Raw genomic sequence first — 12383 nt, forward strand, 5'->3', positions numbered from 1 at the left:
TTCGCGCTGTACGGCACGCGGGCCGGTTTGCACTGCAAAACGTATTCAAGGGGCTGCGATCAATGACTCCACGGTCAGCGCCGCACGCAGCAGCCGTGCGTCTTCGCCTGCCGGTGCGCTGAGCAACAGCCCGGTGGGCAAGCCCGAGGCATCGCGGCCGCTGGGCAGTGACACGCCGGGCATGTTCAGCAGGCTGCCGGGCATGGTCAGGCGCAGCGTGGCGAGGTTGGTTTGAACGAACAGGTCGTCGTCCTTCAGCAGCGGTGCGAGCGGCGGCGCCACATGGGCCACGGTCGGAGTAATCAGCAGCGCGCCGTCCAGTTCGAGGGTCAACTGCTCCTGCAACCGCTCGCGCGCAGCGTACAGATTGACCAGCAGGCTGGCCGGCATGGAACGGGCTGCCTCCAGGCGCTTGCGAACCCTGGGATCAAGCTGGCTGGCGGCGTCGCTGTCGAGCAACGCCTGATGCAGCGCGAACGCCTCGGCTGCACCAAGCCAGCCCTGTTGCTGGGTTAACAGCAACGTGGCCTGAAATGCCTGGCAAGGCTTTACCTCGATCAGCGCACCGCTTGCGCGCAAGGCTTCAACAGCACGCAACAGGTTGTCGCGAACGGCCGGCGTGACGCGTTCGTCTTCCAGCACCGCCTGATCGAGCAGGAAACGTTGACCGGCCAGGCTGCGTGGTATCAACGATGAAGGTTTGCTGCGCGCACAGAGCAGATCGTCGATCACCAGAGCGTCGCGCACACTGCGGGTCAGTGGCCCGACGCTGTCCAGCGTCAGCGCCAGCGGGAAAACGCCGTCGCGGCTATAGCGGCGACTGGTGCTGCGAAACCCCACCAGACCGTTGAGCGCTGCCGGCACACGAATAGAACCGGCGGTATCGGTGCCCATGGCGATCGGTACGGTTCCGTTGGCGACGGCGACTGCCGAACCCGAAGACGAACCGCCAGGAATACGTGGCGAGCCGTCGCTGTTGGGGTTGATCGGCGTACCGAAATGCGGGTTCAGGCCCAGCCCTGAATAAGCGAATTCACTGAGATTGGTCTTGCCCAGGCTGACCATCCCGGACCGTGCCAGCAGCCCGACACTCGGCGCATCCAGCAGCGCGGGGGACAGGTTGTTGCGCACCGCGGCACCGGCGGTTGTGACGCTGCCTGCCACGTCGAAAAGATCCTTCCAGGCGATGGGCACGCCGTCGAAGGGGCTCAATGGCTGCCCTTGCTGCCAGCGGGCCGCAGAGGCTTCGGCTTCCCTGCGTGCCCGTTCGATACTCATGGAAATGAACACATGATCGGCGCGTGCCGCCTGTTGCAGGGCCTTGTCCAGAGCCTGCACAGGGTCACTGCGCCCCTGGGCAAAATCCTCGGCCAGTGCGCAGGCATCACCGGTAACGCTGTGACTCCCGGTATCGGTCATGGACATCACACCTTTAAAAATGTACTTATTAATAAAATGTACATTTAACAAAGGCAGGTTCCATGCCAATCTGCATGTCGCGACGCCCTGACCCGATCGAGCTGACGACCCTTTCGTGCTGGAAACACCGTACTAGAAACCTTTTTGCAAAGGCATCAATCAGTTGCGATAAGGCGTCGTGGGCGAACAGGATCGTCATAAAGAAATAATGTATCTTTTACAAAAGATACATTTCAGTGCAAAAAAGTAACGGTGGCCCCATGAGCGAGCATAAGGACGTGTGCCAAGGTGACAACAGCGCTTCTGTGCGAGAATCGTCCGTCAACCGCCAGAAGTGTATGAAACCGATGTCAGAAGAGGACCCGCGCACCGCGTCGCGCTACGCCATGATCCGCGAGGTGTTGCGTAACGCCATCGTCTCGGGCGCGGCCGCCAATGGACTGGTGCTGCTTGAAGCACCGCTGGCAGAACTGTTCGGCACCAGCCGGGTGCCGGTGCGCAAGGCGCTCAACCTGCTGCATGAAGAAGGCTTGATCAGCCGCTTCGACGGCCGGGGTTATCTGGTCAATCCTGACGCGCAGGAAGTCGAGCCGCTGCGTCTGAGCCTGAGCCACAAGCAGTTCGGGCTGGACAGCAGCGAAGAACTGGTCGATACCCGCCCGCTCGGCGAACGTATTCACGATGAGATCGGTGCGGCACTGTCGGCCTGTATCGCCTTTGGTCACTACCGGCTGGATGAACAAAGCGCCGCGCAGCATTACGGAGTGAGCCGCGCAGTGGTTCGTGAGGCGCTGATGCGTCTGCGGGATCGCGGCCTGGTGGAAAAAGAGCCTTACTCGCAATGGCTGGCGGGGCCGTTGACGGCCCGGGAAATCACCGAAGACTACGAATTGCGCGCCTGCCTCGAGCCCGAAGCCTTGCGCCAGACGGCGCCGCAGCTAAGCCGCGAAACCCTGGAGGCAATGCTGGCCAGGGTCATCGAGGCGCAAAACGTCGAACAGTGCAGCCTTGAGGAGATCGAGCGCCTTGAGGACGACCTGCATCAGCAATGCCTGGGCGGTCTGCAAAACCGCAAGATCGCCATGCTGATCAGCCAGGCGCAGAGCCCGATGATTATCAACCGGATTTTCTACCGCCTGCTGAGCATTGGCGCCGATGAAGCGATGCTCGCCGAACACCGGCTGATCATTGAATTGCTGCTGCACGGTGCCTTCGACGCCGCCGCACTGAACCTCAAGGAACACCTGTTACGCGCCCGCCAGCGCATGCTGCAACGCCTGAAAGTGTTGTCGGTATTGCCGGAGCAGGAAGTGCCGGGGTATCTGACGCGGTTGAGTTGAGATGGGGCAAAGTTGGAGTTAACGCGACAGAGACTATCGTCACCACGCTCCAGCGTGGCAACGCAGTTCTGGACGCTCTGTGTCCGATCCTGAACACGCGGCGCGGCGTCGATTTGTGACGCGGAGCGTCACGAACGGCATGCCAACGCGGAGCATTGGCACGATAGTGTTCTCGCGCAAGTGCTCTCCCTGAAGATTATCGCTCCGCACGCTCCAGCGTGGGAATGCTGTTCTGGACGCTCTGCGTCCGATCTTGGACGGGGAGCATTGGCACGATAGTCAGTGTGTGTTTCAGGGCTACCCATCACTTGCCGATCACTTCGCCGCGCATCGGTGCCAGCCGGGCGATGAGGCGGTTTTGTACGGGGACCGGGACCTTTTCGGTGTCCATCGCGGCGATCAGGTCTTCGACCAGCGCGTTGAAATCGCTGGGCGTCAGGTGCTGGCCCTTGTGCGCCTCGGCCATGCTGTCGCCGGTATAGCGACACGGGCCGCCGGACTCGACGCAGAGTTGCTCGACCAGTTTGTCGCGCAGACGCACGATGTCGACTTTCTTGAAATGCTCGACGATCCGCTCATCCCTGGCCACGTTTATCAGCATACCTTCGACGATGCGCTGGATACCGGCACGCTGGCCAAGGTCCTGGTAGAGGCTGTCATCCTTGGGTGGCTGTTGCTGCTGCGCGCAACCGGCCAGTAGCGTCAGCATCATGGCTATCAGCATACGCCTCATCAGAAACTCCCCTGCACAGACAGATAGGTGCCGTTCTGGTTGTCCAGCGTGGCGATTTCGCCCAAACGGGCGTAAGCCAGGACCACGGACACGTGCTTGTTGGGGAAATAGCCGAGAAACACATCGGCCCAGTCACTTTCGCCCGCAAACGACAGGTTGTCTGGCTTCTCGCGATATTCGACACCGAGTGCCCAGCGCGGATTGAACAGCACGGCTACCGAGCTCTCCTTGAGCAGGCTGCGGCTGTCGCGCCGATCGCCGCCGAACCCCAACAGTCCGGTTTCGTTGGCGCGGCTGTAACGCACGCCGCCGTTGACCACAACGTTGTAGCCAAACGCCGCGCCCATGAACAAGCGGCTGGCCGTCAGGTAGCCTTCGACATCCGAGTCACGTCGGGCGCCGACCAGGCTGGGAATCAGGAAATCGTTCTGATGCTTGTACTGCACCCCCAGAGAAACCTGCGGCAGGCTTTCGTAGATCAGGTCGCCGAAGAGCCGCACCTTGACGCCGAACACGTCCTGACTGAGGTTATCGTCCGGCAGGCTGAGCCTGTGCTGCAGGTTGCTGATATCGAAACGCTGATGCGCGTAGGAAAACTCCACGCGGTTGCCATAGGCGACCGCCAGGCCTGCCACATCAAGGTTGTAGTCCGGCAGATCCACATGCGTGGCGAAGGCGGTAGCGCCCCACTCGCCTTGCTCGCTGTAGCCGGTAATCACCGCCCACGGGGTTATGCCGCCGCCGGCGCTGCCTTCAATGCTGGTAGCGCCACCCGTGGCGATCAACCGGCCGTTGTCGCCCAGGGCGGGCGTCGAAGCAACCCCCGCCATACCCACCAGCAAAGACCCCAACAGCAGCGATGTTTTGTGCAACATGGATTAATTCACCATAAGACCGGGTGAGGCCTGATACGTGGCAATCCATGCCTCGAACGCCGACGCGGTCAGCGGTCGACTGATCAGGTAACCCTGGGCCGTATCGCAGTGCCAACGCCGGAGCAGGTCTAGGCTGTGTTGATACTCGACACCTTCTGCCACCACCTTCAGTCCGAGGTTGTGGCTCATTTCAATGGTCGACCGCACGATTACTGCGTCTTCACTGGTTTCATCCAGATTGCGCACGAAAGACTGGTCGATTTTCAGCTCCTGCACGGGCAGACGTTTCAAGTGAGCCAATGACGAGTAGCCAGTACCGAAATCGTCGACTGACAGACTGATGCCGCAATCACGCAGGCGATGCAGGACGATCAGTGCTTTTTCCGGTTCGCTCATGACTGCGCTTTCGGTGATCTCGAATACCAGTTGTTCGGCAGGCAGAGCGTATTGCTTGAGCAATTTCATGACATAACCGACCAGATCATCACCCAGCAGGTCATCAGCGGAAATGTTCACCGACACCTGCAGGACCAGACCGCGCTGACGCCATTCGGCCAGTTGGCGAATCGCCTCTTCGATCACCCAGTTGGTCAGCAGGTAAATGCTCCCGGTACGCTCGGCGAGGACGATGAATTCGGCAGGCGAGACATTGCCGAACTGCGGATGAGCCCAGCGCAACAGCGCTTCGGCCTGACGCACATAGCCCTGACGGATATCCAGCTTGGGCTGGTAATGCAGCGTGAATTCGCCATTTTGCGCGGCCTTGCGCAGGTCACGAATCAGCGTGATCTGCCGCTGGTGGGCCAGATCACGTCCATCCTGATAAATCTGCAGGCGACCAGGAATGAACGCGGCGTCCTTGCGGGCAATTGCCGCACGGTTGAGCAATTCCTGGGCGGAATCACCGTGTTCCGGATACACCGTGATGCCAATGCAGCACTCAAGCTCCAGCTCGTGATTGTCGATACGCTGCGGCTCACTGAGCAGACGCTGTAGGGCGTCTGCCATGCCCACTGCACCCGCGCTGGACGTGTTGTCCAGCAACAGCAGAAACTCGTTGGTCCCCAGACGTGCCACGGTATCGCCGGCACGCAGATTACCTTGCAGGCGCTGGCCCACATGGCGCAACAACTGCTCCACGCCTTCAACGCTCACGCTTTCGCCGATCGTGGCGAGGTTTTCGATACTCAGAGACAACAGAGCCAACGCACGTTCTGCAGCAATCGAGCTACCCAGACGCTCCATCACCAGCGCCCGGTTGGGCAGCCCGGTCAGATTGTCGTGCAGCGCGTTGTGCGCCAATTGCCCCTCGCGCACCGCGATGCCCTGCTGCATGGTGTTGATCGCTTCGGCGAGCATGCCCAGCTCATCGCTGCGAACCAGGGTGACCGGCGTTTTATAGTCGCCATCACCAATACGTTTGGCCGCCGTGGCCAGGGCCTGTACCGGTAGCGACACGCTTCGCGCCAGTGCCAGTGTGCCGATCAGCGACGCCACCAAAGCGGCCATGGAAATCCAGAAGATCTTCTCATTCAGCGGCGCGAATGCCTGATAGGCCTTGTCCAGAGGGCTCTGTAATAGCGCGATAACCTGCCCGTCGCCGCCAATACTGGTGTTGGCGAGCATCAGGGTCTGGCTGAGAAAGTTAAGGTTCGATTGCTCGGTAAGCAGCATCTGGCCTTCCGAGGAGCTGCGCATCAGCTCAATCAGGCCCGCGTGCAGGGCCTCTGGCTGGGTACTGATCAGTTCACCGTTCTTACCGTCTTCTACGGTGAGAAAAGACACTTCCAGACCGCTGAGCGAACGCAGTTCTTCGGCAATACCGCTGTCGATGGTAAAGCCCATGACCACGCGGCCGATCGGCAATGGCGCGAGAACGGTGCTCTCCACCAGCAAATGAGGGTCTCCGCCGCCGGGCACAATGAGCACTGACTGACCGGCACGTTTGGCATTGCGCAGGGCTTGGTCATAGACAAACCTGGAACCTTCGGGGACTTTCGGCACGGTGCTGGCAATCACTACGCCATCCATGCCCAGCAGAAACATGTCGCTGGCATTGATGCGTTTGCCATGGTTGAGCAACACCGAGCGAATGGTCGAGGCGTCGGAACTGGCCACCGCGTCACGAAAGCCGAAATCTGCTGCCACCAGTTGCACGGTGTCACGCAGACGTTTGCCGCGCAGATCGATCAGACGCTCGAAGACGCGGCTACCCACCTCCAGCTGCGCCTGGGCCTGAGTGCGCACCGCCTCGCCTGTTGCAACCTTGACGGCGAGATAGACCGCACTCACGACAATCAGCAACAGGACAATCAGAACCCCGGCAATGCGCGCCTGAAAGCTGGCTCTAAATTTCATTCATGTGCGGCCTTGTGAAAGGCGTCACCGAAACCGCCGGGTGCGGGCTTGCCGGGTTTGTCATCGGCTTCCGCTTCGACCGCGAGGTTGAAACGCTGAGTGAGGCCTGCTGCCGGCAACTCAAGCTCGCCGCCCGACACAGGCTGCATATCCGCGATACGCGGATGCCAGAGGGTCGCGGCATAATGCCCGGCCGGAAGCTGATCCAGCTTGAGCTGGCCGTTGCTGTCGGTCACGCCGAACCACGAATCGTCGGTGACGTAGATGTAACCGACCATCCAGTCATGGATGTTGCAGCCCAGTACGACCACGCCAGGCTTGTCGAACAACAGCGGATCCGAGGGTGTGCCCTCGTAAAGCCGCAACTCGAAGCGCTTGGCCGGAGAAAAGGAGTAGACCTGATGGCGGATGTTGTCGCTGTTGGGGAACTTGACCTGAGTGCCGGCGTGGATGGCCAGTACATGTGGCGCAAACTCCTGATCACGCTGGTCCATTGACGCCTTCAACACAACAGGTGAAGGATCGGGCGGCCCTTTGAGCGTTACCACCGCATCTGCAAGGGGCTTGCCTTCCTTGTCCGTTACCTGGGCGGTAAAGCTGGAAGCCGATGCGTTTGCAGCCGATGCTATCCACAGTCCTGCCACTAATGCAGAAATAAATACGTTGGTCATGCCTGATTCAACCCATACCGGCAGTGCCGTAAATGAAGTAAGCCCGTCCTTGTCAGCCCTGACAGGCCCGCTAATAAATAACGGTTTTCCAACCGCTTTACAGACTATCGACCAAGACTATTGAAACCTGAGAGCCGCTGCCCCATCTAAGAACCATGTTCAACCTCTCAGGTGCCCCATGAGCGACCAGCAGACAGACTCGCCAGACTTGCCCAATGACGCAGACGAGCACGACGTGTCTCTGAGTTCCGACAGCACCTCGCTGGCCTTGCCCGGCCAGAACCTGCCCGACAAGGTTTACATCATCCCGATCCACAACCGTCCGTTCTTCCCGGCGCAGGTCCTGCCTGTCATCGTCAATGAAGAGCCGTGGGCCGAAACGCTGGAGCTGGTCAGCAAGTCCGAGCATCATTCGCTGGCGCTGTTCTTCATGGACACTCCGCAGGAAGATCCGCGCCACTTCAAGACCGACGCACTCCCCGAGTATGGCACTCTGGTCAAGGTTCACCACGCCAGTCGCGAAAATGGTCGTTTACAGTTCGTCGCGCAGGGGTTGAGCCGTGTGCGTATCCGTACCTGGCTCAAACACCACCGCCCACCGTACCTGGTAGAAGTCGAATACCCGCAGCAGCCCAATGAGCCGACCGATGAAGTGAAGGCCTACGGCATGGCCCTGATCAATGCGATCAAGGAACTGCTGCCGCTCAACCCGCTGTACAGCGAAGAGCTGAAGAATTACCTCAACCGTTTCAGCCCCAACGATCCCTCGCCGCTCACTGACTTCGCCGCCGCGCTGACCTCGGCCACCGGCGTCGAGCTGCAGGAGGTGCTCGACTGCGTGCCGATGCTCAGGCGCATGGAGAAAGTCCTGCCGATGCTGCGCAAGGAAGTCGAGGTTGCACGCCTGCAGAAGGAAATCTCTGCCGAAGTGAACCGCAAGATCGGCGAGCATCAGCGGCAGTTCTTCCTCAAGGAACAGCTCAAGGTCATTCAGCAGGAGCTGGGCCTGAGCAAGGATGATCGCAGCGCCGACATTGAACAGTTTGAGCAGCGCCTCGAAGGCAAGACCTTGCCGCCACAGGCGCGCAAGAAGTTCGACGAAGAAATCGGCAAGCTCAAGGTGCTGGAAACCGGCTCGCCCGAATACGCCGTGACGCGCAATTACCTGGATTGGACCAGCTCGCTGCCATGGGGCATCTATGGTGCCGACAAGCTGGACCTCAAACACGCGCGCAAGGTGCTCGATCAGCACCATGCCGGGCTTGACGACATCAAGGCGCGGATTCTGGAATTCCTCGCCGTCGGTGCCTACAAGGGTGAAATCAGCGGCTCGATCGTGCTGCTGGTCGGCCCGCCAGGGGTGGGCAAGACCAGCGTCGGGCGCTCGATTGCCGAGTCGCTGGGGCGGCCGTTCTATCGCCTGAGCGTGGGCGGCATGCGCGACGAGGCCGAAATCAAGGGTCACCGCCGTACCTATATCGGTGCGCAACCGGGCAAGCTGGTGCAGGCGCTGAAAGACGTTGAAGTCATGAACCCGGTCATCATGCTCGATGAAATCGACAAGATGGGCCAGAGCTATCAGGGCGACCCTGCATCCGCGCTGCTGGAAACCCTGGACCCGGAACAGAACGTCGAGTTTCTCGATCACTACCTGGACCTGCGTCTGGACCTCTCCAAGGTTCTGTTCGTGTGCACGGCCAACACGCTGGACTCGATCCCCGGCCCGCTGCTCGACCGGATGGAAGTGATTCGCCTGTCCGGCTATATCACTGAAGAGAAGCTGGCGATTGCCAAACGCCACTTGTGGCCCAAACAACTGGAGAAAGCAGGCGTTGCCAAAAGCAAGCTGAGCATCAGCGACAGCGCCCTGCGCGCCGTCATCGAGGGCTACGCCCGCGAAGCCGGTGTGCGGCATCTGGAGAAGCAACTTGGCAAGCTGGTGCGCAAGGCAGTGGTCAAACTGCTGGACGAGCCCGATTCAGTGATCAAGATCGGACCAAAAGACCTCGAAGCGTCGCTGGGCATGCCCGTATTCCGCAGCGAACAAGTACTGTCCGGCACCGGCGTGATCACCGGCCTGGCGTGGACCAGCATGGGCGGCGCTACCCTGCCCATCGAGGCGACGCGCATTCATACGCTCAACCGTGGCTTCAAGCTGACCGGGCAATTGGGCGATGTGATGAAAGAGTCGGCTGAAATTGCCTACAGCTACGTCAGCGCCAATCTGTCGAAGTTTGGTGGTGATGCGAAGTTCTTCGATGAGGCGTTCGTGCACGTACATGTTCCCGAAGGTGCCACCCCGAAAGACGGTCCGAGTGCGGGTGTGACCATGGCCAGCGCCTTGCTGTCCCTGGCCCGCAACCAGCCGCCGAAAAAAGGCGTCGCCATGACCGGCGAACTGACCCTGACCGGGCACGTGCTGCCGATCGGCGGCGTGCGGGAAAAAGTCATTGCCGCGCGACGCCAGAAGATCCACGAACTGATCCTGCCGGAACCTAACCGTGGCAACTTCGAGGAACTGCCGGACTACCTCAAGGAAGGCATTACCGTGCACTTCGCCAAACGCTTTGCGGACGTGGTGAAGGTGTTGTTCTAAAGATTGATACTGCGCAGGTCCTACGCTGAACGGGCACGAGAGGTGTTCTATCGGGCACCTCTCGTTCCAGCACACTTCAGCATGGGAATGCAGTTCTGGACGCTCTGCGTCCGATCCAGGGCGCGACACCGGTCGTACTCCCTCACAAAACTCCGATCAGTTATCCTTGCGCCTCGTATCGCGATACCGGAACTTGCCATGACCCCTGCCCGTTTCATTGCCCCGCTGAGCCTTGCGCTGCTGACGGCGTGCGCTCAGACGCCGAAAAACATTGTTTCCATCGACACGCAAAGCGACTGCCCGCTGACACTCACGTCCGGGCAGACGCTGATCCTGACCCTGCCCAGCAACCCCACCACCGGCTTTCGCTGGCTGACCCAGAACCCGGCCCAGAATATTCTGCGCAGCCTGGGGCCTGAGGTGTATGCCAGCGCCGAGAGCAAGGAGATGGTCGGCGACGGCGGGCAATCGGTCTGGCGCTTCAAGGCCACCGATGCCGGGACCGGCCGGCTGATGATGGTCTATCAGCAACCCTGGGCACCCGAAGTCGTCCCGGAGCAGACCTTCGAGTGCGCCATCAGCGTGAAGTGAGGCTTTGCGCACGGCTTGTCCGACAGCAGGTACTGCACCATGCATCCCGGCAGCAACTTGGCTAGAATGCCGGCTTTTCAAAGCCTTCGCCGGAACCGCCGTGAGCAAAGAAACCGACCGCATTTTCGCCCAGCCGCTGGCCCAGGTGCCTGACTTCGCCTTCAACGAGGACGTGGTGCGGGTATTCCCGGACATGATCAAACGCTCGGTGCCCGGTTATCCGACGATTGTCGAAAACCTCGGTGTACTGGCCGCACAATTTGCGCAGCCAAATACTGTGCTCTATGACCTGGGCAGTTCTCTGGGCGCTGTCACCCAGGCCCTGCGCCGCCATGTGCGCGGTGAGGGTTGCGAAGTCATTGCGATAGACAACTCCAGTGCCATGGTCGAGCGTTGCCGTGAATACCTCAACGCGCAGAACTCCATGTTTCAGGAGTTGCTGCCGGTGCAGGTCCTCGAAGGTGACATCCTCGCGCTGGCGTTCAAACCCGCCTCGGTGGTGGCGCTGAACTTCACCCTGCAATTCATTGCCCCCGAACAGCGTCTGGCATTGCTCGGCCGCATTCGTGATGCGCTGGTGCCCGGCGGTGCGCTGATCCTCTCGGAAAAACTGCGCTTCGACGACCAGCAGGAACAGGCTCTGCTGACCGACCTGCACATCGCCTTCAAACGCGCCAACGGCTACAGCGACCTGGAAATTGCCCAGAAGCGCAGTGCCATCGAAAACGTCATGAAACCCGACAGCCTCGAAGAACACCGCCAACGCCTGCTTGCCGCAGGTTTTTCCAAGGTGGTGCCCTGGTTTCAATGCCTTAACTTCACCTCGTTGATTGCCCTGCCATGATTGATCTCGCTCCCCTCGTCCGTCGTCTGGCGGGAACCCCTCTGGCCGATTGGGCCAATGGCCTGCAGGCCCAGCTCGACACCAAAATGGCCAAGGGTCACGGTGACCTGCAGCGCTGGCAAAGTGCGCTGGATGCCTTGCCCGACCTGCAGCCCGAGCGAATTGATCTGCTCGACAGCTTTACCCTGGAAGCCGAGTGCAACGGCGAGACCCGCACCGTCCTGCGCAAGGCATTGCTGGGCCTGTCACCGTGGCGCAAGGGGCCGTTCAATGTGTTCGGCGTGCACATCGACACTGAATGGCGCTCGGACTGGAAGTGGTCGAGGGTTTCGCCACACCTGGACCTGAAGGGCAAACGCGTTCTGGATGTCGGCTGCGGCAACGGTTATTACCAATGGCGCATGCTTGGCGCCGGGGCCGACAGCGTGATCGGGGTCGACCCCAACTGGCTGTTTTTCTGTCAGTTTCAGGCCATGCAGCGCTATCTGCCTGACCTGCCCGCCTGGCACCTGCCGTTCGCGCTGGAAGATTTGCCCGCCAATCTTGAAGGCTTCGACACAGTGTTCTCGATGGGCGTGCTGTATCACCGCAAATCCCCCATCGACCACCTGCTGGCCTTGAAAGACTGCCTGGTAAAAGGCGGCGAGCTGGTGATGGAAACCCTGGTAGTGCCGGGCGATGTCCATCAAGTGCTGGTCCCGGAAGATCGTTATGCGCAGATGCGCAACGTCTGGTTCCTGCCTTCAGTCCCCGCGCTGGAGTTGTGGATGCGCCGTGCCGGCTTCACCGATGTGCGTTGCGTCGACGTCAGCCACACAACGGTCGACGAACAGCGCAGCACCGAGTGGATGCGCTTCCAGTCCCTGAGCGACTATCTGGACCCCACCGATCACAGCAAGACTATCGAGGGCCTGCCTGCCCCCATGCGTGCGGTGATCGTGGGGCGCAAACCCTGA

10 protein-coding genes are annotated in these 12383 nt (G+C 60.4%); 5 read left to right on the forward strand and 5 right to left on the reverse strand.

The window, feature by feature from the left end; all coding sequences use genetic code 11:
- Positions 1-45: 45 nt before the first annotated feature.
- Positions 46-1419, reverse strand: coding sequence for an amidase (locus tag PI739_RS12880; protein WP_054082106.1), 1374 nt, complete (start codon positions 1417-1419; stop codon positions 46-48).
- 347 nt (positions 1420-1766) lie between these two features.
- Here PI739_RS12880 and PI739_RS12885 point away from each other — a divergent pair, with 347 nt between their 5' ends.
- Entirely contained in the window at positions 1767-2759 is a 993-nt protein-coding gene (locus tag PI739_RS12885; protein WP_371857184.1) for a GntR family transcriptional regulator, read from the forward strand.
- A gap of 304 nt (positions 2760-3063) precedes the next feature.
- On the opposite strand, the gene PI739_RS12890 is transcribed toward PI739_RS12885, so the two are convergent.
- From PI739_RS12890 to PI739_RS12905, 4 genes are read right to left on the reverse strand one after another with little or no spacing between them, the layout of a single operon-like run.
- On the reverse strand, positions 3064-3492 hold the full coding sequence (locus PI739_RS12890) for a group I truncated hemoglobin (protein ID WP_003363688.1): 429 nt from the start codon (positions 3490-3492) through the stop codon (positions 3064-3066).
- Positions 3492-4367 carry a DUF3034 family protein gene (locus PI739_RS12895; protein WP_003363690.1) on the reverse strand — a complete coding sequence of 292 codons (876 nt, stop codon included), beginning with the start codon at positions 4365-4367 and terminating at the stop codon, positions 3492-3494. The genes PI739_RS12890 and PI739_RS12895 overlap by 1 nt, the downstream gene beginning before the upstream one ends.
- 3 nt (positions 4368-4370) lie before the next feature.
- Positions 4371-6725, reverse strand: a complete 2355-nt coding sequence (locus tag PI739_RS12900; protein ID WP_044308863.1) for a bifunctional diguanylate cyclase/phosphodiesterase — start codon at positions 6723-6725, stop codon at positions 4371-4373.
- A complete protein-coding gene (locus PI739_RS12905; protein WP_044308864.1) occupies positions 6722-7396 on the reverse strand; it encodes a methylamine utilization protein in 675 nt (224 codons plus the stop codon). Before PI739_RS12905 ends, PI739_RS12900 begins: the two co-directional genes overlap by 4 nt.
- Positions 7397-7574: 178 nt before the next feature.
- On the opposite strand from PI739_RS12905, the gene lon reads away from it, so the two are divergent.
- The 4 genes from lon to cmoB all read left to right on the forward strand — a co-directional run bounded on the left by lon (position 7575) and on the right by cmoB (position 12383).
- On the forward strand, positions 7575-9992 hold the full coding sequence (gene lon, locus PI739_RS12910; RefSeq protein ID WP_003363694.1) for an endopeptidase La: 2418 nt from the start codon (positions 7575-7577) through the stop codon (positions 9990-9992).
- A 198-nt stretch (positions 9993-10190) separates the two neighbouring features.
- Complete coding sequence (locus tag PI739_RS12915) at positions 10191-10583, forward strand: protease inhibitor I42 family protein (RefSeq protein ID WP_003363696.1); 393 nt, start codon at positions 10191-10193, stop codon at positions 10581-10583.
- 100 nt (positions 10584-10683) lie between these two features.
- The gene (gene cmoA, locus PI739_RS12920) at positions 10684-11427 is read left to right on the forward strand and encodes a carboxy-S-adenosyl-L-methionine synthase CmoA (RefSeq protein ID WP_003363698.1); all 744 of its coding nucleotides are present in this window, start codon (positions 10684-10686) and stop codon (positions 11425-11427) included.
- Complete coding sequence (gene cmoB, locus PI739_RS12925; protein ID WP_054082104.1) at positions 11424-12383, forward strand: tRNA 5-methoxyuridine(34)/uridine 5-oxyacetic acid(34) synthase CmoB; 960 nt, start codon at positions 11424-11426, stop codon at positions 12381-12383. The genes cmoA and cmoB overlap by 4 nt, the downstream gene beginning before the upstream one ends.

This window comes from Pseudomonas cerasi (assembly GCF_027983475.1).
GTDB classification, from domain to species: Bacteria; Pseudomonadota; Gammaproteobacteria; order Pseudomonadales; family Pseudomonadaceae; genus Aquipseudomonas; species Aquipseudomonas cerasi.